Annotated in this window: 19 protein-coding genes and 1 pseudogene; 11 read left to right on the forward strand and 9 right to left on the reverse strand. The window is 66.7% G+C overall.

Annotated features, from left to right (window positions below; all coding sequences use genetic code 11):
- Positions 1–44: 44 nt before the first annotated feature.
- A complete protein-coding gene (mddA, locus tag HZY97_RS04910) occupies positions 45–785 on the reverse strand; it encodes a methanethiol S-methyltransferase (RefSeq protein ID WP_180141122.1) in 741 nt (246 codons plus the stop codon).
- A 116-nt stretch (positions 786–901) separates the two neighbouring features.
- Here mddA and HZY97_RS04915 point away from each other — a divergent pair, with 116 nt between their 5' ends.
- Both HZY97_RS04915 and HZY97_RS04920 read left to right on the forward strand, forming a co-directional pair.
- A complete protein-coding gene (locus HZY97_RS04915; protein ID WP_180141124.1) occupies positions 902–1,918 on the forward strand; it encodes a 2-hydroxyacid dehydrogenase in 1,017 nt (338 codons plus the stop codon).
- Positions 1,919–1,927: 9 nt separating this feature from the next.
- Positions 1,928–2,707 carry a polyphosphate kinase 2 family protein gene (locus HZY97_RS04920; RefSeq protein WP_180141125.1) on the forward strand — a complete coding sequence of 260 codons (780 nt, stop codon included), beginning with the start codon at positions 1,928–1,930 and terminating at the stop codon, positions 2,705–2,707.
- Here HZY97_RS04920 and HZY97_RS04925 read toward each other — a convergent pair.
- The 3 genes from HZY97_RS04925 to HZY97_RS04935 are packed head-to-tail and all read right to left on the reverse strand — an operon-like array spanning position 2,704 to position 4,472.
- Positions 2,704–2,979: a hypothetical protein gene (locus HZY97_RS04925; protein WP_180141127.1), complete on the reverse strand. Its 276-nt coding sequence runs from the start codon at positions 2,977–2,979 to the stop codon at positions 2,704–2,706. The genes HZY97_RS04920 and HZY97_RS04925 overlap by 4 nt on opposite strands.
- A gap of 42 nt (positions 2,980–3,021) precedes the next feature.
- A complete protein-coding gene (locus tag HZY97_RS04930; protein WP_180141129.1) occupies positions 3,022–3,795 on the reverse strand; it encodes a hypothetical protein in 774 nt (257 codons plus the stop codon).
- Between the two features lie 47 nt (positions 3,796–3,842).
- Positions 3,843–4,472: a carbonic anhydrase gene (locus tag HZY97_RS04935; protein ID WP_180141131.1), complete on the reverse strand. Its 630-nt coding sequence runs from the start codon at positions 4,470–4,472 to the stop codon at positions 3,843–3,845.
- 125 nt (positions 4,473–4,597) lie between these two features.
- Here HZY97_RS04935 and lipA point away from each other — a divergent pair, with 125 nt between their 5' ends.
- Positions 4,598–5,533, forward strand: a complete 936-nt coding sequence (gene lipA / locus HZY97_RS04940; RefSeq protein ID WP_180141133.1) for a lipoyl synthase — start codon at positions 4,598–4,600, stop codon at positions 5,531–5,533.
- Positions 5,533–6,039, forward strand: coding sequence for a type II toxin-antitoxin system RatA family toxin (locus tag HZY97_RS04945; RefSeq protein ID WP_180141135.1), 507 nt, complete (start codon positions 5,533–5,535; stop codon positions 6,037–6,039). Before lipA ends, HZY97_RS04945 begins: the two co-directional genes overlap by 1 nt.
- On the opposite strand, the gene HZY97_RS04950 is transcribed toward HZY97_RS04945, so the two are convergent.
- The 3 genes from HZY97_RS04950 to HZY97_RS04960 form a co-directional block, all read right to left on the reverse strand.
- Positions 5,955–6,500 carry a CinA family protein gene (locus tag HZY97_RS04950; protein ID WP_180141137.1) on the reverse strand — a complete coding sequence of 182 codons (546 nt, stop codon included), beginning with the start codon at positions 6,498–6,500 and terminating at the stop codon, positions 5,955–5,957. The two genes, HZY97_RS04945 and HZY97_RS04950, sit on opposite strands and share 85 nt — an antisense overlap.
- Before the next feature lie 80 nt (positions 6,501–6,580).
- Positions 6,581–7,102: a hypothetical protein gene (locus tag HZY97_RS04955; protein WP_180141139.1), complete on the reverse strand. Its 522-nt coding sequence runs from the start codon at positions 7,100–7,102 to the stop codon at positions 6,581–6,583.
- Positions 7,099–8,229, reverse strand: coding sequence for a bifunctional 2-C-methyl-D-erythritol 4-phosphate cytidylyltransferase/2-C-methyl-D-erythritol 2,4-cyclodiphosphate synthase (locus HZY97_RS04960; RefSeq protein WP_180141141.1), 1,131 nt, complete (start codon positions 8,227–8,229; stop codon positions 7,099–7,101). The genes HZY97_RS04955 and HZY97_RS04960 overlap by 4 nt, the downstream gene beginning before the upstream one ends.
- 438 nt (positions 8,230–8,667) lie before the next feature.
- Here HZY97_RS04960 and dusB point away from each other — a divergent pair, with 438 nt between their 5' ends.
- From dusB to hflX, 7 genes and pseudogenes are all read left to right on the forward strand, one after another.
- Positions 8,668–9,666: a tRNA dihydrouridine synthase DusB gene (gene dusB / locus HZY97_RS04965; RefSeq protein WP_180141143.1), complete on the forward strand. Its 999-nt coding sequence runs from the start codon at positions 8,668–8,670 to the stop codon at positions 9,664–9,666.
- Complete coding sequence (locus HZY97_RS04970) at positions 9,642–10,739, forward strand: ATP-binding protein (protein WP_180141145.1); 1,098 nt, start codon at positions 9,642–9,644, stop codon at positions 10,737–10,739. The genes dusB and HZY97_RS04970 overlap by 25 nt, the downstream gene beginning before the upstream one ends.
- Positions 10,736–12,181, forward strand: coding sequence for a nitrogen regulation protein NR(I) (ntrC, locus tag HZY97_RS04975; RefSeq protein WP_180141147.1), 1,446 nt, complete (start codon positions 10,736–10,738; stop codon positions 12,179–12,181). The genes HZY97_RS04970 and ntrC overlap by 4 nt, the downstream gene beginning before the upstream one ends.
- A gap of 60 nt (positions 12,182–12,241) precedes the next feature.
- Complete coding sequence (locus tag HZY97_RS04980) at positions 12,242–14,497, forward strand: ATP-binding protein (RefSeq protein WP_180141149.1); 2,256 nt, start codon at positions 12,242–12,244, stop codon at positions 14,495–14,497.
- Positions 14,494–15,873: a sigma-54 dependent transcriptional regulator gene (locus HZY97_RS04985; protein ID WP_180141151.1), complete on the forward strand. Its 1,380-nt coding sequence runs from the start codon at positions 14,494–14,496 to the stop codon at positions 15,871–15,873. Before HZY97_RS04980 ends, HZY97_RS04985 begins: the two co-directional genes overlap by 4 nt.
- 116 nt (positions 15,874–15,989) lie before the next feature.
- A pseudogene (hfq, locus tag HZY97_RS04990) lies at positions 15,990–16,550 on the forward strand (RNA chaperone Hfq); the annotation flags it as partial.
- Between the two features lie 8 nt (positions 16,551–16,558).
- The gene (gene hflX / locus HZY97_RS04995; RefSeq protein WP_180141153.1) at positions 16,559–17,851 is read left to right on the forward strand and encodes a GTPase HflX; all 1,293 of its coding nucleotides are present in this window, start codon (positions 16,559–16,561) and stop codon (positions 17,849–17,851) included.
- A 9-nt stretch (positions 17,852–17,860) separates the two neighbouring features.
- Here the strand turns inward: hflX and HZY97_RS05000 are convergent, their stop codons facing one another.
- Positions 17,861–18,334: a DUF3224 domain-containing protein gene (locus HZY97_RS05000; RefSeq protein ID WP_218942862.1), complete on the reverse strand. Its 474-nt coding sequence runs from the start codon at positions 18,332–18,334 to the stop codon at positions 17,861–17,863.
- A 20-nt stretch (positions 18,335–18,354) separates the two neighbouring features.
- Positions 18,355–19,134 (reverse strand): nucleoside triphosphate pyrophosphohydrolase, encoded by a 780-nt coding sequence (gene mazG, locus HZY97_RS05005; RefSeq protein ID WP_180141155.1) that lies wholly within the window; start codon positions 19,132–19,134, stop codon positions 18,355–18,357.
- Positions 19,135–19,178 lie beyond the last annotated feature (44 nt).

Consider the following 19,178-nt stretch of genomic DNA (forward strand, 5'->3'; position numbering starts at 1 on the left):
GGATCGCCCGTGATCCCTGGACCCCGGCTTTCGCCGGGGAACAGCTAGGCTGCGTTTCGCCCCACGCCGGGAATAACCATCCCCACCTCGCGCTGATATTGCGCATAGTCCTCGCCGAAGAACCCGGTCAGGTCGCGCTCCTCAAACCAGATCGCGATCAGGATATAGACCGTCATCCCGCCCGCGAAGAGCAGATGGCCGACCGTCATCGCCGGCGTCGCCCAGAAGGCAAGCAGGAACCCGCTGTACAGCGGATGGCGCACCAGCTTGTAGAATAAGGGCCGGCGAAGCTGCGGCGCCGCAGCATCCTTGCCGGTCAGGTTGCGCCACACCTGCTGGAGCCCGAACAGCTCGAAATGGTTGATCAGATAGGTGCTGGTCAGCACCACGCCCCAGCCGAGCAGCGAGAGCCCGGTCAGCAGCCAGAAGCCGAGCGGCGCGGTTACGTTCCAGATCGGCGCCGGGATTGGGCGCCACAGCCAGAAGAACAGGATCAGCACTGCGCTGGTAACGAGCACGTAGACGCTGCGCTCGATCGCAGCGGGGACGATGCGCGTCCAGCCGCGCTTGAAGCCCTGTCGTGCCATCACGCTGTGCTGGAGCCCGAACAGCGCGATCAGCCCCGCGTCGACCGCCAGCGCGATTGCCCAGGGCGCGGCAGGGCCGTGGTCGATGGTGCGCGGCAGGGGCGCGAAGTCGGCGACGAAGCCGATCAGATAGAGGAACACGGCGAGGAAGATCGCATAGGCGACACCGCCGAAGATCAGGAACAAGCTACGCGACATGATCTAACCCCCAATGGTCAGGAACAACCGGGATCGTCGCGGCCCAAATCACCTCTTGCTGACGGCGCGGCCCGGCTGCGCTATCGGGTGTTGCCCAGATCTTACGGGAAAAGTGCATGCGTGTCGCCGTCTTCAATACCAAAGCCTATGACCGCCGTTTCCTGAGCGAAGCCAATGCCGGCTTCGGCCACGACCTCCACTTCCTCGAGCCCCGCCTCGAACCCGCCACCGCCGCGCTGGCTGCCGGGCACGGCGCGGTGTGCGTCTTCGTCAACGACATCGTCGATGCCGGGGTGCTGGAGGCGCTGGCGGCGGGCGGCACCCGCCTCGTTGCGCTGCGCTGTGCCGGGTTCAACAATGTCGACCTCGCCGCCGCTGCCCGGCTGGGCATCGACGTGGTCCGCGTGCCCGCTTATTCGCCGCATGCCGTCGCCGAATTCACCCTCGGGCTGCTCCTCGCGGTCGACCGCAAGATCCCGCGCGCCTGGACGCGGGTGCGCGAGAACAACTTCGCGCTCGACGGGCTGATCGGCCGCAACCTGCATGGCCGCACCGTCGGCGTGATCGGCACCGGCAAGATCGGCGCGCTGGTCGCCCGCAGCCTCAGGCTCGGCTTCGGCTGCGACGTGCTGGCGAGCGACCTTTATCCCGATCCCGCGCTCGAGGCGGCCGGCGTGCGCTACGTTCCCCGCGACGCGCTGCTGCGCGAGGCCGAGATCGTCTCGCTCCATTGCCCGCTGACGCCCGACACCCGCCACCTGATCGACGCCGCGGCCATCGCGTTGGCCCGCGACGGGCTGGTGATCGTCAACACCAGCCGCGGCGCGCTGATCGACACGGCTGCGCTGATCGAGGGCCTCAAGTCGCGCAAGATCGGCGCCGTCGCGCTCGACGTCTATGAGCAGGAGGCCGATCTGTTCTTCAAGGACCTCTCCAACGAGATCGTCTCGGACGACCAGTTCCAGCGCCTGCTGACCTTTCCCAATGTGCTGGTCACCGGCCACCAGGCCTTCCTCACCGAAGAGGCTCTGTGCGCCATCGCCGGGACCACGCTGCAGAGCATCGCCGATGCCGAAGCGGGCAGCGCGCTTGCCAATCGCGTCGATGCAGCGAAGATTGCGCCGGCGCGTTGAGGGGACCCTATGACGATCGATCTCTCGGATTACGAAGCCGGCGAAGAATATGACGGCAAGTACAAGCACGCGCTGGCGAAAATCCAGAAGCGACTGAGCCACATCCACTATGCCCATATCGTCCACAAGCGCCGCGCGATCATCGCGTTCGAGGGCTGGGACGCGGCGGGGAAGGGCGGCATCATCCAGCGCCTCACCGCCGAATGGGACCCGCGCTATTTCGAAGTCTGGCCGATCTCGGCGCCGACGCCCGAGGAGCTGGCGCACCATTTCCTCTGGCGCTTCTGGCGGCGGTTGCCCGCCCAGCACAATATCGCGATCTTCGACCGCACCTGGTACGGCCGCGTGCTCGTCGAGCGGGTCGAGGGTTTTGCCAGCGAGGCCGAGTGGCAGCGCGGCTATGACGAGATCAACGATTTCGAAGCGCAGCAGGTCGCGGTCGGCACCACCCTGGTCAAGGTCTTCGTCCATGTGACGCAGAAGGAGCAGGACAAGCGCCTCGCCGCGCGGCTCGAGCATCCCTGGAAGCGCTGGAAGACCGGCCTCGACGACTATCGCAACCGCGCCAAGCGCAAGGACTATCTGGCAGCGATGCACGACATGTTCGCGCACACTGATACCAAGCTCGCGCCCTGGATCGTGATCGACGGCAACGACAAGAAGGCCGCGCGCATCGCCGCGCTCACTGCGATTGCCGACGCGCTGGAAAAGCATGTGCCGATGGAGCCGCCCGAACTTGACCCCGAGGTAGAGAAGGTCGCCAGGAAGGCGCTGGGGCTCAAGGGCTAAGGGGCCGGCTTCTTGCAGTTCACAAACTGAAGGATCTGGTTCCGCGCCGGTGTCTTCTTGGTCTTGCGCGCTGTCCCGACGATGGTCATGCCGACCGAAGCCACGCCGGTCGCCTTGCAGGCCTCGGCGGACGCCGCCTGCATCTTCTCCGCCGCCACCGCAGCGCTCTCGACGGTGAGTATCTCGATCATGAAGCTGTTCTCCCCGGCGGGATTGATCTTGACCTCGGTATCCGGGGTCACGGCCTGGGCGAGCAGCGCGAGGAGAAGCATGGCTGCACTCGACCATGCCCCGCGCGCAACTACAAGCGACGATCACGCCGGATTGAAGCTACCGCCTTCATCATCGCTGGCAGCGCCCGGCTCCGGATGCGCTGCAGCGCCCGCACCCCGCGCCGCCTCATAGGTGAGCGACAGCGCCGCGCCGACATTGGCCGCGATCAGCCCCACTGCGAACGGGTCGAGGATCATCAGCAGCCAGACGATCGGCCGCGGCGCGCCGAAGGCGAGATAGTGGAAGCCGTAATGCGCCGCCATGCCGGGCAGATAGGCGAGGCCGAGCAGCAGCACGAGCAGCGGCAGCCACCGCCAGTCGTGCCAATAGTCGCGCAGCGGATGTGCCCGCGGGTCGCCGAGCAGCGCACCGACGATCGGCAGGATCACCGGCAGCACCGCAATGCTCGTCCCCCAATAGAGGGTCTTATAGGGCAGGTCGGGAATGCGATGCTCGAGCAGCCCGACCGCGGCGGACAGGCCGACGAACAGCAGCATCGACAGGATCAGCGTCACCCAGCGGATGTCGCCGAGCTGCCACCATTTGCGCCCGCGAGCCCGCGTGCCCCAATAGCGCGCCGCCGCCAGCATCCCGATCAGTAGCCCGGTCAGCTTGGCATAGCCGAACGCCCAGCGCGTGGGATCATTGGCGAGCAGCTTGGCGCCGGCATGGCTGTCGAAGAAGCCGATCTGGATCTCGGCGATGTGCTGGAGGAATTCGGGGAGCATCACGATCGCCAGGATCAGCGGCGCCAGCACGAACAGCGCCAGCCCGCGCCGATAGAGCTCGAATATCTGCTTGCCGAGAAATGCCATGATCGTCCCCCCGCCACCAATCTGGCGCGGGGGGCCGGCAAATCAAGTCAGGCCGGCGCGAAGGCTCCGTCTTCGCCCATCACGTGCAACACGCCCTCGGCGATCGCGAAATAGGCGCCGTGGAGCGTCAGCGTGCCCGCCTTCACCCGCTCGGCGACGAAGGGGAAGGTCAGCAGGTTGATTAGCGACACGCGCACCGTCTCCAGCTCGAGCGCATGCACGGCCTCAGGACCGGTGCCGTGCGCCGCCACGATCCGCTCGCGCGCCTCGTCGAGCATGTCGACCCAGTGAGCGATGAACCCGCCTTCGCCATTGGCCGCCCCCTTGAAGCGCTGCGAGAGCGCCGCCGAGACGCCGCCGCACGCGCCATGGCCGAGCACCAGTATCTCGGGCACTTCGAGCTGGTTGACTGCGAACTCGAGCGCGGCGGACACGCCGTGGCGGCTCGCATCGTCCTCGAACGGCGGCACCAGGTTGGCGACGTTGCGCACCACGAAGATCTCGCCGGGCACGGTATCGAAGATCTGCGCCGGATCGACTCGGCTGTCGGAGCAGGCGATCACCATCACCCGCGGGCTCTGCCCCTCGGTGAGCTCCGACCATCGGTCGCGGTGGCGGCGATATTCACTGGTCCGGAAGCGCTGATAGCCGTCGAGCAGGTCGGTGAAATCGGTCATGGCCGCTGCCGTAACGTCCGCTATCCAGACTGCCAAGGTTTGTATCGAAGCATTGCTGCGAAGATCGATTGACGAAAGTGCAACCAGGGCTGGAAACCCTGGCCCTCCCGCTCTATCTGGCCTGCATGAACGATCTCTCCGCAGCACCGCGCCCGGAACGCCAGCGCAAGCCCGACTGGATCCGCGTCAAGGCTCCCACCTCGGAAGGCTTCGCCAAGACGCGGGCGCTGATGCGCTCGAAAAACCTCGTCACCGTCTGCGAGGAAGCGGCCTGCCCGAATATCGGCGAGTGCTGGACCAAGAAGCACGCCACGGTGATGATCCTGGGCGACGTCTGCACGCGCGCCTGCCGCTTCTGCAACGTCAAGACCGGCATGCCGCGCAAGGTCGACCCGATGGAGCCGCAGCATGTCGCTGAGGCTGCCGCGCAGATGGGTCTCGAGCATATCGTCATCACCTCGGTCGACCGCGATGACCTGCCCGACGGCGGCGCCAGCCAGTTCGTCAAGGTGATCGAGGAGATCCGCAAGGCGAACCCGACCACGACGATCGAGATCCTCACTCCCGATTTCCGCAACAAGCACGAGGCCGCCGTCGAGGCGATCGTCGCCGCGCGGCCGGACGTCTACAACCACAATCTCGAGACGGTGCCGAGGCTCTACCCGAACATCCGCCCCGGCGCGCGCTATTATGCGTCGCTGCGCCTCCTCGAGACGGTGAAGCGCCTCGACCCGACGATCTTCACCAAGTCGGGCATCATGCTCGGCCTCGGCGAGCAGCGCCTCGAGGTTCACCAGGTAATGGACGACATGCGCTCGGCCGACATCGATTTCCTGACGATGGGCCAGTATCTCCAGCCGACTCCGCGCCACGCCAAGGTTGAGGAGTTCGTCACGCCCGCCGCCTTCCAGGCCTATGGCGCGATCGGCCGGGCAAAGGGCTTCCTCCAGGTCGCCTCGTCGCCGCTCACCCGCTCCAGCTATCACGCCGGCGAGGACTTCGCCGAGATGAAGGCTGCGCGCGAGGCGAAGCTGGCCAAGGCCGCCACCCCGGGGGCCTGATGCCGAAGCACAGCGAGACGCGGCCACTTCCCTATACCCCGGAGCAGATGTTCGACCTGGTGGCCGACGTCGCCCGCTACCCCGAGTTCCTGCCCTGGGTCAGTGCGATCCGGGTGCGCTCGAACAGCGATAGTCAGATGGTCGCGGACATGATCGTCGGCTTCAAGGGGCTGCGCGAGACCTTCACTTCGAAGGTCGACAAGCAGCGCCCCGCCGCGCTGCACATCGAATATCTCGAAGGCCCGCTCAAGCACCTGCGCAACGACTGGGGCTTCCGCGCGGACGGGAAGGGCGGGTGTCTGGTCGACTTCACCGTCGATTTCGCGTTCAAGAACCGCGTGTTCGAGATGCTCGCCGGCCAGATGTTCGATCGGGCGCTCCGCAAGATGATCAACGCGTTCGAGGAACGCGCCGCGCGGCTCTACGGCGATTCGACGTCGGCTTCGGTGTCCTCTGGGGCCGAGGCGCCCGGCATCAGCAGCTCGAGCGCACACAACGCCGCCTGAAGGCGCACGCCGGCACGGCCGTTGTTCACGAAGTGCCGCGCGTCCGCCACGATATGCTCGGGATCGGCGCCGCGCACCGCCTGCGCGAACACCACCGTGCCCACCGGCTTCTTCTCGGTGCCGCCATCGGGGCCCGCGATACCGGTGATCGCCACCGCGACATCGGCATGGGTGCGGGCAAGCGCGCCTTGCGCCATGCTCCAGGCGACTGCGATCGACACCGAGCCGAAGGTTTCCAGCACGTCGCTGCCTACCTTGAGCACGTCGTGCTTGGCCTCGTTCGAATAAGTGACAAAGCCCGCGTCGAAGACGTCGGACGAGCCGGGGATCTCGGTGAGCGCAGCCGAGACGAGGCCGCCGGTGCAGCTCTCGGCAACGGCGACGCGGCGGCCGGCAGCGCGATTGGCGTCAAGCACCTTGCGGGCGGCTGCGACCAGCTCCGGCGGGAGAATCGTGTCCATAGGGGGGCGCCTTTGCCACCCTATTGTTGCCGACGCGAGTCAGTTCATCGCCTTAGGGCTGTGCCGAAGCGGGCAGCCCCTCAGTTCGCCTCGCAGATGCGGAAGGGCGGCGCCTCACCGGCCTTGGCCTCGAGGCCCAGCTTGAACACTGCCACAAACAGCTCCGCCAGGTTGACCGGGGGCAGGGGCTCGAGTGCTTCGGCCATCTCGCTGACATTCGCGCACTGCGTCGCGCTCAGCTTCTCGACCTTCATCTCGCTGAGGATCGTGCCCGAAAACAGGTCGAACATGCTGTCGTCGATCTTCACGTCGCCGGCCAGCGCCTTGTTAAGCGCCGCCACCGCCTCGGGCCGTGCGGCCTTGGCCGGCGCGTCGTAGCGCGCGACCATCGCAGCGCCGGAACGCACCAGATATGCGCTTGCCGGCAGCGTCTTGGAACAGGCCGTCGTCACTTGCTTCAGTGCGCCAGGCAGGATCGTCAGGATCAGCGAAGACGCTTCCTGCCTGGTCAGGCAGGGCGGGTCCTTCGCCGCCGCCAGCGCCTGACCGGTCGTCGCCAGCAGCGCCAGCGCTGCCGTCGTTGCGCGCATCATCTTGTTCATTCCCCCTCCGCAATCCGTATCGTGGCAATGGCTTGCGCAGCCATGCCTTCGCCGCGGCCGGTGAACCCCAGCCGCTCGGTCGTCGTTGCCTTCACGCTAATCCGGCCGATGGGCAGCTGCAATATCGCGGCGATGCTCGCCCGGATTGCCTCGCGGTGCGGGCCGATCTTGGGCGCCTCGCAGATGATCGTCAGGTCGATAAAGTCGATCACGCCGCCCGCGGCCGCCACCAGCGACGCCGCATGTTCGAGGAACTTGGCGGAGCGCTGCCCGCGCCATTGCGGGTCGCTCGGCGGGAAGTGCATACCGATATCGCCCGCGCCGATCGTGCCCAGCAGCGCGTCGGTGATCGCATGCAGCGCCACATCGGCGTCGCTATGCCCCGAAAGCCCCTTGGAATGCGGCACGAGCACGCCGCCCAGCCACAATTCCTCGCCCTCGGCGAAACGGTGGACGTCATAGCCCTGCGCCGTGCGCACCCGCATCTGCGCACCGAACCGCGCCTCGGCGGCGGCGAAATCGGCGGGGTGGGTGACCTTTTCGAGCATCGCGCACCCTTCCACGACGGTTACGTCCATTCCGAGCGCGCGCAGCATCTGCGCATCGTCGGTCGCTTCCTGGTCCTCGGGCCAGGCGGCATGCGCCTGGCGAATGGCGGTGGCACGGAACGCCTGGGGCGTCTGCACCCGCACCAGCCCGTCGCGCGGCACGGACGCTCCGGACGCCGAAACGAGCGTGTCCGCTACCGGCAGCCCCGGAATCGCCCCCTCATGCGTCTCCAGCGCCGCGAGCAGCCGGTCGATCACCGCATGCGCTAGGAAGGGGCGGGCGGCATCATGGATCAGCACCCGATCGGCATCGCCAATCACCGCCAGCCCGTTCGCCACGCTCTCGCGCCGCGTCGCCCCGCCAATAAGGAAGTCCACATCGCCCAGAACCGCGCGCAACGCATCTTCCTGCCCCGCGCCGATCACGACCAGCACTGTGTCCACATCCGGATGGGACGTCATGGCGTCGAAACTATGCTTGAGCATCGGCTTGCCGGCGAGCGGCGCGAATTGCTTGGGCACGCTCCCCCCGGCGCGGGTACCGCTTCCGGCGGCGACAATGATGGCGGCGGTCTTCATGCCGGCGGGCCTAGAGCAAGACGCACCGAGGTTGAAGAGGCTCACCGCCACCCACATCCGTCAGGAAGGGGGAGAAGGGCCCTTCCAATGTAGGAAATCCTCTGACAGCCTTGAGCATCAGCCAGCCCAGGCCGGCCGCTCTTTGAACCGTCGATACGCCAACGCAAGCGCAGGATTTCCCGCGCCCGTGCAACGGCTTGCCGCAAGCCGGCAAAGACACCGCGCCAACATCCGCGTTCAAGACGTCTGGCAATACGCACATCGACTCCGCCGAAACCCGCAGGTTTCCGCCGTCCCTGGCCCGATTTCCATCCCCCGGAACGCGACAGCGCAACCCGCCGGGCGCGCAACCAACGCCAGCTTCCGCGTCCGGAACCGTCTACTTGCCAATCATCGCTTGTACCTGTAGGCGCCACTGCCTATTTTTCAGGCAACATCATGAGCGAACTCGCCCCCATCCAGATCGGCCCGGTCACGGTCGAAGCGCCGGTCATCCTGGCGCCGATGACTGGTGTCACTGACCTGCCGTTCCGCCGCGCGGTGCGCCGCTATGGCTCGGGGCTCAACGTCACCGAGATGATCGCCAGCGCCGCCGCGATCCGCGACACCCGCCAGTCGATCCAGAAGGCCGCTTGGGACCCGATCGAGGAGCCGGTCTCGATGCAGCTCGTCGGCTGCTCGCCGCCGGAGATGGCCGAGGCCGCCAAGCTCAACGAGGATCGCGGCGCTGCGATCATCGACATCAACATGGGCTGCCCGGTGCGCAAGGTCACCAACGGCGATGCCGGCTCGGCGCTGATGCGCGACCTCAAGCATGCCGCCGCGATCGTCGATGCCTGCGTGAAGGCCGTGAAGGTGCCGGTCACGCTCAAGATGCGCATGGGCTGGGACCTCGACAGCCTCAACGCGCCCGAGCTGGCCCATATCGCCGAGGATCTCGGCTGCAAGATGGTCACCGTTCATGGCCGCACCCGCAACCAGATGTACCGCGGCTCGGCCGACTGGGCCTTTGTCCGCACGGTGAAGGACGCGGTGAAGATCCCGGTGATCGTCAATGGCGACATCCTGACGGTCGAGGACGCCCGCACCGCGCTCGCCCAATCGGGTGCCGACGGGCTGATGATCGGCCGGGGTTCCTATGGCAAGCCGTGGATCCTCAAGCAGGTGATGGACGCGCTGACCGGCAAGGGCGAGCGCGCCGATCCTACAATCGACGAACAATATCGTGTAATTCTAGAGCATTACATCGATAGTCTCGAACATTATGGTGAGATGACCGGCGTCAACATGATGCGCAAGCATCTCGGCTGGTACACCAAGGGCCTGACCGGCTCGGCCGAGTTCCGCAACAAGGTCAACCAGGTGCCGGACGCCAAGACCGTGCTGGCAATGCTCGACGAATTCTACGCACCGTGGCGTTCCCGCGCGGCGGCCTGAGGCGGCGTCCGGCACCGGCCCTCGGGCCCGGCTTCGCCGAGACGTTCGCCGCCTTGCCCGTTGCCGTCCTCGTCATCGATCCCGACGGCCGCATCGCGCATGCCAATGCCGCGTGCGAGGCGCTGCTCAACCACGCCGAGACCACGATGATCGGCCAGCCCTATGACGCGGTGCTGAGCCCGCCCGAAGGCTATGTCGACCGCCGCGACGGCCATGGCTTTGCCGCCTTCGACGTCGAGATCGAGGCGGTCCGCGGCGCCCGCATCCGGGTGGACTTTGTCGAGACCTCGATCGCCGACAATCCCGGCTGGCGGATCGTCACGCTCCACCACGCTCCGCAATCCCGCCGCGTCGCCCAGGGCGCCGAGCGCACCGCCGGCGCGCGTGCCGCAGTGGGAGCGGCGGCGATGCTGGCCCATGAGATCAAGAACCCGCTCTCGGGCATCCGCGGCGCCGCCCAGCTGCTCGCCAGCTCGGGGGAGGATCGCGAGCTTACCGGGCTGATCACCACCGAAGTCGACCGCATCGCCGCGCTGATCGACCGGATGCAGGACTTCACCGATACGCGCCCGCTCAAGCTCGAGCCGACCAACGTCTATCCTCTGCTTGATCACGCCCGCCGCCTGGCGCTGGCCGGCTTCGCCCGCGGCATGGTGATCGAGGAGCGCTTCGATCCCTCGCTGCCCCCGGTGCTGATCGACCCCGATGCCTTCCAGCAAGTGATGATGAACCTGGTCAAGAATGCCGCCGAGGCACTTGCCGGGCTCGCCCAGCCGCGGATCGTGCTCTCCACCGCCTATCGCCACGGCATGTCGATCAGTGCCGGCGCCGGCCGCCCGCGCCAGCCGCTGCCGATCGAGATCTGCGTGATGGACAATGGCCCCGGCGCCCCCGCCGACATCGCCGAGCACCTCTTCGAGCCCTTCGTCTCGGGCAAGCCGGAGGGGAAGGGGCTCGGCCTCCCGCTCGTCGAGAAGCTGGTCCGCGACATGGGCGGGATCGTCCAATATGCCCGTGAGCGCCCACCCGAAATGACTGTATTCCGCATCCTCCTTCCCCGAGCCAAGGCATGACCGGCTCGGTCCTGGTCGTCGACGACGACAGCGCGATCCGCACCGTGGTCGCCGCGGCGCTCCGCCGGGAAGGCCATGCCGTCACGACGGCAGCCAGCCTCGCCGAGCTGCGCCGCGCGATCGGAGCCGCCTTACCCGATGTGCTGGTCACCGACGTGATCCTGCCCGATGGCAATGGCCTTGACGAAGTGGCGAAGCTCACCGCCGAGCATCCTTCGCTCCCGGTGATCGTCTTCTCCGCGCAGAACACGCTGGCGACGGCAGTGCGCGCCACCGAAGTCGGCGCCTTCGACTATCTCCCCAAGCCCTTTGATCTCGACGTGCTGGGCCAGGCAGTGCGCAGCGCGATTGCCCGCGGCCGCCATCTCCCCGCCGACCTGCCCGGCGACGAGCTGAGCGGCGGCTCCTCGCTGATCGGCCGTTCGCCGGCGATGCAGGAAGTCTACCGCGTCATCGCCCGCGTCGTCTCCAACGACCTCACCGTGCTGATCTCCGGCGAGTCGGGCACCGGCAAGGAGCTCGTCGCCAAGGCGATCCACGACATGGGCCCGCGCCGCCGCGCGCCGTTCGTCGCGCTCAACATGGCCGCGATCCCGCGCGAGCTGATCGAGGCCGAGCTGTTCGGCCATGAGCGCGGCGCCTTCACCGGCGCTGCGTCCCGCGTCGCCGGCAAGTTCGAGCAGGCGGCGGGGGGCACGCTGTTCCTGGACGAGATCGGCGACATGCCGATGGACGCGCAGACCCGCCTGCTCCGTGTGCTCCAGCAAGGCGAGTTCACCACCGTCGGTGGTGCCCGCACGATCAAGGCCGATGTCCGCATCGTCGCCGCGACCAACAAGGACCTGTCCGCGCTCGTCCAGGCCGGGCAGTTCCGCGAAGACCTGTTCTACCGCCTCAACGTCGTCCCCGTGGCGCTGCCCTCGCTCCGGGAGCGCCGCGACGACGTTCCCTTGCTCGCCCGCTTCTTCCTCGACCGCGCGGCGGAGGACGGTCTGCCCCGCAAGAGCCTGGCGACCAATGCGGTCGCGGTGCTGGAGAATTATGACTGGCCCGGCAATGTCCGCCAGCTCGAGAACCTCATGCGCCGCATCGCCGCGCTGAGTCGCGACGAGGTCATCGATGGCGATGCCCTGCGCCGCGCGCTGGGCGAGGCTGGCGCCACGCCCAGCCTCACGACTCGCGACGAAGGCATCGAGGCCGCCGTCCGCGCCCGGCTGGAGCGCATCGCGATCGAGGAGCCGCGCACGCTCGACGACGGCACGCTCTATGACCGGATCATCGGCGAGGTGGAGCGTCCCCTGATTGAGGCGATGCTCGGGCGTCATGGCGGCAACCAGCTCCGCGCCGCCCGCGCGCTGGGGATCAATCGCAATACGCTGCGCAAGCGCCTCGACACGCTGGGGATCGATGTCGGCCCCAATCGTCCGGATGGTGCCGAATAGCGACAGACCGAGCAATATTATGTGTTCTTTTTGCCACAATCTCGATCTAGCTTGGTCGCGATGGATGCCGTCACCGCCGAGCCCCTGATCAAGGCAACGCCGCGCAAGCGGCGGATCACTGCCATCTCGGCGCTGGAGATCGTGGTGGTGACGCTGGCGGTCGCCACCCCCGTCGCCACCTTCCTGTTCGTCCGAAATTTCTCGCACCAGGTGTTCAATCCCGGTGTCGCGGCATCGCTGCTGCTCGCCAATCTGCTGCCCTATGTCGCGCTGATCGTGCTGATCGGCCGCCGCATCGCGATCCACCGCGCTGCCAAGTCGGCGCTAGCCGGCGGCGGGCGCCTCCACGTGCGACTCGTCGCGGTGTTCACGCTGATGGCGAGCATCCCGATTGTGCTGACCGTGATCGCGGCATCAGTGATGTTCCAGTCGGGCGTCCAGCTGTGGGGCTCGGAGCGCGCGCGCAGCGTGTTCAACGCCACCCAGTCCTTCGGCGAGCAGGGCCAGCGCGTCGTCATCGAGCGCTGGACGGGCGAAGCCCGCACCATGGCGGCCGACGTCGCCAACAAATTCCCCACCGTCCCGCTGCGCTCGCCGGTGGTGCAGAACTACCTGCTCAACCAGACCTATAATCGTAACCTCTTTCAGTTCGTCCTCTTCCGGGTGGAGAATGAGAAGAACGTAACGGCGCTCTACTCCTATGATGCGCCCAAAACGGATGTCTTCGCCGCCCGCGTCTCTGCCCAGGTGATCAACCTGTTGCGCGACGAAGAGAGCTACACCAATTTCGACACGCAGATGCTGTGGGTGGTTACCCCGGTCGACCGGTCGAGCAATCTGTTCCTCTATGTCGCCACGCCGAACAATGTCGACTTCCTGAACCGGCAATATCACGAGAGCGACCGCATCTCGGCGGAGTTCGATGCGCTCCAGGCGCGGGCGCGTTCGCTCCAGCTCCAGCTCAACGGCGTGCTGTTCGGCGTGGCGCTGCTGATCGTGAGCATCGCGACCTGGATTGCGCTCGCCGTCGCCGATCGCCTGGTCAAGCCGGTCGAGCAGCTCGTTACCGCCGCCCGCCGAGTCGCTGGCGGCGACCTGACTGCGCGCGTCGACATCCCGCTGACCGGCGACGAGATCAGCACCCTCAGCGATGCCTTTAACGGCATGACCGAGCGGCTCGAACAACAGACCGGCGCGCTCAAATCGGCCAATATCCAGCTCGAAAGCCGCCGCGTTCTGATCGAGGCGGTGATGTCGGGCGTCTCGGCCGGCGTCATCTCGATCGACTCGCAGCGTAGCGTCCGCCTGATCAACGAGTCGGCGATCGAGCTGCTCCACCAGGGCGAGCAGGACCTCGTCGGCCATCCACTAGCCGAGCTCGCCCCCGAACTCGACGCGCTGCTCGACACCGGCGACCGCGAGGCGGTGATCCAGCTCGGCAGCGGCGGCGATGCACGCACGCTCGCCGTGAAGGTCACCAGCGACGAGGCGGGCAAGGTGCTCACCTTCGACGACATCACCCAGCAATTGAACGACCAGCGCCGCGCCGCCTGGTCCGATGTCGCACGCCGCATCGCGCATGAGATCAAGAACCCGCTCACCCCGATCCAGCTCGCCGCCGAGCGCCTCAAGCGCCGCTACGGCAAGAAGATCGAGCCGGAAGACGGCACTTTCGCCCAGCTGACCGACACGATCGTCCGCCAGGTCGGCGACCTGCGCCGCATGGTCGATGAGTTCTCCTCCTTCGCGCGGATGCCCAAGCCGATGTTCCGCCAGGAGTCGCTGCTCGACATCGCGCGCCAAGCGATGTTCCTCCACGAAGTCGCGCATCCCACGCTGCGCTTCGAGATGGACGCCCCCGATCCCGCGCCCAGCCTGATCTGCGATCGCCGCCAGATCGGCCAGGCCTTCACAAATATTGTGAAGAACGCAGTTGAAGCGATTGAAGCACGCGGGGAGGGAGAGGCACTTCCCCAGGGCGAGATCGTCATGACGATCCGCCCCGAGGCGGAAGGCAAGCTCACCCTGACGCTCGCCGACAACGGCATCGGCCTGCCGGTCGAGCGTGACCGGATCGTCGAGCCTTATATGACGACGCGCAGCCGCGGCACGGGCCTGGGCCTCGCGATCGTGAAGAAGATCGTCGAGGAGCATTTCGGCACCATCAACTTCTCCGACCGGCCCGGTGGCGGCACGCTCGTCACCATCTGTTTCGATACCGATCAGCTCGCCGAGATGGCGAGCGCCCCTGAAGGCGAGGGCGGCGAAGAACCGCGTCCCGCCGTGCTTACCCGTACTGGAAGTGCCAAATCATGAGTCTCGATATCCTGGTCGTCGACGATGAGCGCGACATCCGTGAGCTGGTGGCCGGCGTCCTCGAGGACGAAGGCTATGCAACGCGCGGCGCCGCGAACAGCGACGAGGCGCTCGAGGCCATTGCCGAGCGCCGCCCAAGCCTGGTGCTGCTCGACGTGTGGCTGCACGGCTCGAAGCTCGACGGGCTCGAGATCCTCGACGAGATCAAGCGCCGCGATCCCTCGATCCCGGTGCTGGTGATCTCGGGGCACGGAAATCTCGATACCGCGGTCGCCGCGATCCGCCGTGGCGCCTCCGATTTCATCGAGAAGCCGTTCGAGGCCGAGCGGCTGCTCTGGCTGGTCGAACGCGCCACCGAGACCGAGCGGCTGAAGCGCGAAGTCGCATCGCTGCGTGCCTCGATCGGCCGCGAAGAGGATCTGACCGGCCAGTCGGGCGCGATCAACTCGGTGCGCGCCACGCTCAAGCGCGTCGCCTCCACCGGGAGCCGCGTGCTGATCACCGGCAGCGCCGGCACCGGCAAGGAAGTTGCCGCCCGCCTGCTCCATGGCTGGAGCCAGCGCGCCGCTGCGCCGTTCGTCATCGTCAGCGCGGCGCGGATGCAGCCCGAGCGCGTCGAGGAGGAGCTGTTCGGCGTGGAGGAGGGCGGGGACCTGGTCCGCACCGGCCTGCTCGAACAGGCGCATGGCGGCACGCTGTTCCTCGACGAGATCGCCGACATGCCGGTCGCCACCCAGGCTCGCATCCTGCGCGTGCTCACCGATCAGAGCTTCAGCCGCGTCGGCGGCACCCGCGTGGTCAAGGTCGATGTCCGCGTCGTCTCCGCCACGGCGCGCGACCTGATGCAGGAGATTGCCGAGGGCCGCTTCCGCGAGGATCTCTATTACCGCCTCAACGTGGTCCCGGTGAGCATCCCACCGCTCACCGATCGGCGCGAGGACATTCCCGTCCTCGTCGAGCATTTCGTCGCGCATTACGCCAATGAGCGCCGCGTGCCGACGCCCGAAGTCGCGCCCGATGCGATGGTGGCGCTGCAGAGCTATGAATGGCCGGGCAATGTCCGCCAGCTGCGCAACATCGTCGAGCGCACCGTGATCCTTGCCCCCGGCGACCGGATCGGGCGGATCGACCTCGATCTCCTGCCCCCCGAAGTGCTCGGCCGGCCCGCCGATACCGGCGGCAACACCGCCGCCAGCGCAATCATGGGCGCCCCGCTCAAGGAAGCACGCGAGAGCTTCGAGCGCGAGTATCTTCGCGTCCAGATCCGCCGCTTCTCGGGCAACATCTCGCGCACCGCCAGCTTCATCGGCATGGAGCGCTCGGCGCTGCACCGGAAGCTCAAGCTGTTGGGGATCACCGACAGCCGGGACGAGTAGGGGCCGCTCCACCGGCGCCTTGCAATTTTCGACGCGCGTCGAACACCTGCCATTGTTGGAAACCCCTGCTGGACGATTTGCCGCCCAAAGCATAAAAGGGCGCCGCGACGCGCCGAACGGGTGCGCGCTTCAGACGCCAGGGAACGGCGCCAAAGCGGGGAAACTCCCGCCAACAAAGAGAGTCACGAACGATGGCCGAAAAGCAGACCTCCCTCCAGGATCTGTTCCTCAACTCGCTGCGCCGGTCGAAGACCCCGGTCACGATGTTCCTCGTCAAGGGCGTCAAGCTCCAGGGCATCGTCACCTGGTTCGACAATTTTTCGGTGCTGCTCCGCCGCGACGGCCAGTCGCAGCTCATCTACAAGCACGCGATCTCCACGATCATGCCCTCGGGCCCGGTCGACCTCGCCCCGCTTCTCGAAGCGGTCGGAGAGTTCCAGTCCAAGAACCCGGTATTGCAGGAGATTTTCCTCAACGCGGTCCGCCGCCAGCAGGAAAATGTCACGATGTTCCTGGTCAATGGCGTGATGCTCCAGGGCCAGATCGCGGCCTTTGACCTGTTCTGCATGCTGCTCCAGCGCGAGGGCATGGCCCAGCTGGTCTACAAGCACGCTGTCTCGACGATCCAGCCGGCCCACCCGCTGAACCTCGCCGAGGAACAGAATAGCGACGACTGAGTGAGCGCATGACAACCGGTTTCGAGCGCGACCCCGATGAATTCTCCCGGGGCGCGCGAGCGGTCGTGGTCTATCCGGACCTCGGCGGAAGCTCGCGCGATGCCGATGCGCGCCTGGAGGAGACCGCCGGTCTCGCCGCCGCCATCGGCGTCGACGTGGTCGAGCGGGTGCCTTTGCGCATCCGCGCGCCCAAGCCGGGTACGCTGATCGGCTCGGGCCAGGTCGAGGCGCTGGCCGAGACGGTCCGCGACAAGGAACTGACCCTCGCGGTTTTTGACGCGAGCCTCACGCCGGTCCAGCAGCGCAATCTCGAGACCGGGCTCGGCTGCAAGGTCATCGACCGTACCGGCCTGATCCTCGAGATCTTCGGTGAGCGCGCGCGCACTGCCGAGGGCCGGCTCCAGGTCGAACTGGCCCACCTCGACTATCAGGCCGGTCGCCTCGTGCGCAGCTGGACCCACTTGGAGCGCCAGCGCGGCGGCTTCGGCTTCCTCGGCGGCCCGGGCGAAACCCAGATCGAAGCCGATCGCCGGCTGATCCGCGACCGCATGGCCCGCCTGCGCCGCGAGCTGGATTCGGTTAGCCGCACCCGCACCCTCCACCGCGACCGGCGCCAGCGTGCGCCGTGGCCGGTGATCGCACTGGTCGGCTACACCAATGCCGGAAAGTCCACGCTTTTCAACCGCCTGACGGGAAGTGACGTCATGGCGGAAAATCTCCTCTTCGCCACCCTCGACCCGACGCTCCGGCAGATTTCGCTGCCCGGCATCGACAAGGCGATCCTGTCGGACACGGTGGGTTTCGTTTCCGAACTGCCCACCCAGCTCGTCGCCGCGTTCAAGGCGACGCTGGAGGAAGTGATCTCGGCCGACCTGCTGATCCATGTTCGCGATGTCGCGCATCCGGACAGCGAGGCGCAGAAGGACGATGTCGAGCAGGTGCTCGCCGATATCGGCGTTGCCGAGGGTACGCCGCGCTTCGAAGCCTGGAACAAGATCGACCTGCTCGAGGGCGACGCCCGCGACGACCTGCTGGCCGAAGCTTCCCGCCGCGACGACGTCATGCCGGTCTCGGCAGTGACCGGGGAGGGGGTGGAAGCCCTGATCCACGCCGTTGCCGCGCGCCTGACCGAAGGCCATCGCCGCTATACCCTCCACCTAGACCCCGCCGACGGCGCCGCCGCCGCCTGGCTCCATCAACATGGCGAAGTGCTCGAACAGGGCATGGACGGCGAACGTGCGGTCTATGAGGTCCGCATGGCGCCGCGGGATTATGAGCGGTTCCTGCAGCGGACTGCCTGACAGCCGCGCTTATTCCGGAAGCGTGTAATGCAGCACGTAATTGTGCTTGCCGCCTTCGATCAGGATCTCGAGCCGACCGGCGATGCCCTTGAGTTCGTCGGTGCCTGACCCAGGCGCGATCACGACGTTCATCTCCGGCTTGCCGCCGCTCATCGACCCATTGTGCTGGAGCGCAAAGCTGCCCTTGCGGCCTGCGAGCATGCCAGTGACCTGCTCGAGCGCGACATAGGCCGCGTTGCCGCCGCCGGGATCACCATAGCCCAGCATCTGGCCGGTCGCGGTGGCTTCGAGGTCGCCATGATAGGTTTTGGTCAGCGCAAGCACGCCGACTGGTCCTTCGACCGAGGCATTCGGCTTTACGCTGACGTCGAAACTGCCCTTCGCCTGTTGCATATCGCTTCCAGCCACCTGAGGAGCCGCCATCGCCGAGATGCCGTTCGCCGGAGCGGACAGCGCGATCAGCAAGGGCAGGAGAAAGAACATTTAGCGAACATAACATAGGTTCAAAGCGACGGCAAGCGCTTGGCCTTCAACCAGAGTTCCTCCTTGGCATCGAGATCCAATCCCTCAAAAGCATCCCCAGCTTCAACTTCCATCGCCTTGAAACGCTTCTCGAATTTCCCATTCGCCGCGCGCAGTGCTGCCTCGGGTTCGACGCCCAGCTTGCGCGCCCAATTGACCACGGCGAACAGAAGATCGCCGAGCTCTTCCTCGACCTCGGCAGACGTGGTCGCAGCCTCTACTTCGGCCAGTTCCTCGTCAATCTTGGCGCGGGCGCCGCTGGGATCGGGCCAGTCGAAGCCGGTGCGCGCGGCGCGTTTCTGGAGCTTCTCGGCGCGGAGCAGGGCGGGGAGGCCGACCGCGACGCCGTCGAGCGCACTTTCATGCCCCTTGGCGCCCCGCTCCGCGGCCTTGATTTGTTCCCAGAGGTGATGGCCGCCCTCGGCCGCGCCCAGGAAGATATGCGGGTGGCGGCGCTCCATCTTGTCGCTGATCGCGTTCACGACATCGGCCAGCGCGAAGTCACCAGCTTCCTCGGCCATGCGGCTGTGGAAGATCACCTGGAGCAGCAGGTCGCCGAGCTCGTCCTTGAGGTCGTCCATATCGCCGCGCTCGATCGCATCGGCCACTTCATAGGCTTCCTCGATCGTGTAGGGGGCGATCGTCGCGAAGGTCTGCACCGTATCCCATTCGCAACCGGTCTTCGGATCGCGCAACCGCGCCATGATCGCAACCAGGCGTTCGATATTGCTGGAAGAGCTCAGGGGAGTTGGGGGAGTCATGCGAGGGGGCCTTCCCGGAGCGCGTCCGTCAGATCGATAATATA

This window comes from Sphingomonas sp. R-74633 (assembly GCF_013416555.1).
Classification (GTDB): Bacteria; Pseudomonadota; Alphaproteobacteria; order Sphingomonadales; family Sphingomonadaceae; genus Sphingomonas.

Excerpts from the sequence above, each read along its gene's own strand:
- mddA (WP_180141122.1), bottom strand. The coding sequence starts at position 785 with ATGTCGCGTAGCTTGTTCCTGATCTTCGGCGGTGTCGCCTATGCGATC.
- HZY97_RS04915 (WP_180141124.1), top strand. The coding sequence starts at position 902 with ATGCGTGTCGCCGTCTTCAATACCAAAGCCTATGACCGCCGTTTCCTG.
- HZY97_RS04920 (WP_180141125.1), top strand. The coding sequence starts at position 1,928 with ATGACGATCGATCTCTCGGATTACGAAGCCGGCGAAGAATATGACGGC.
- HZY97_RS04925 (WP_180141127.1), bottom strand. The coding sequence starts at position 2,979 with ATGCTTCTCCTCGCGCTGCTCGCCCAGGCCGTGACCCCGGATACCGAG.
- HZY97_RS04930 (WP_180141129.1), bottom strand. The coding sequence starts at position 3,795 with ATGGCATTTCTCGGCAAGCAGATATTCGAGCTCTATCGGCGCGGGCTG.
- HZY97_RS04935 (WP_180141131.1), bottom strand. The coding sequence starts at position 4,472 with ATGACCGATTTCACCGACCTGCTCGACGGCTATCAGCGCTTCCGGACC.
- lipA (WP_180141133.1), top strand. The coding sequence starts at position 4,598 with ATGAACGATCTCTCCGCAGCACCGCGCCCGGAACGCCAGCGCAAGCCC.
- HZY97_RS04945 (WP_180141135.1), top strand. The coding sequence starts at position 5,533 with ATGCCGAAGCACAGCGAGACGCGGCCACTTCCCTATACCCCGGAGCAG.
- HZY97_RS04950 (WP_180141137.1), bottom strand. The coding sequence starts at position 6,500 with ATGGACACGATTCTCCCGCCGGAGCTGGTCGCAGCCGCCCGCAAGGTG.
- HZY97_RS04955 (WP_180141139.1), bottom strand. The coding sequence starts at position 7,102 with ATGAACAAGATGATGCGCGCAACGACGGCAGCGCTGGCGCTGCTGGCG.
- HZY97_RS04960 (WP_180141141.1), bottom strand. The coding sequence starts at position 8,229 with ATGAAGACCGCCGCCATCATTGTCGCCGCCGGAAGCGGTACCCGCGCC.
- dusB (WP_180141143.1), top strand. The coding sequence starts at position 8,668 with ATGAGCGAACTCGCCCCCATCCAGATCGGCCCGGTCACGGTCGAAGCG.
- ntrC (WP_180141147.1), top strand. The coding sequence starts at position 10,736 with ATGACCGGCTCGGTCCTGGTCGTCGACGACGACAGCGCGATCCGCACC.
- HZY97_RS04980 (WP_180141149.1), top strand. The coding sequence starts at position 12,242 with ATGGATGCCGTCACCGCCGAGCCCCTGATCAAGGCAACGCCGCGCAAG.
- HZY97_RS04985 (WP_180141151.1), top strand. The coding sequence starts at position 14,494 with ATGAGTCTCGATATCCTGGTCGTCGACGATGAGCGCGACATCCGTGAG.
- hflX (WP_180141153.1), top strand. The coding sequence starts at position 16,559 with ATGACAACCGGTTTCGAGCGCGACCCCGATGAATTCTCCCGGGGCGCG.
- HZY97_RS05000 (WP_218942862.1), bottom strand. The coding sequence starts at position 18,334 with ATGTTCTTTCTCCTGCCCTTGCTGATCGCGCTGTCCGCTCCGGCGAAC.
- mazG (WP_180141155.1), bottom strand. The coding sequence starts at position 19,134 with ATGACTCCCCCAACTCCCCTGAGCTCTTCCAGCAATATCGAACGCCTG.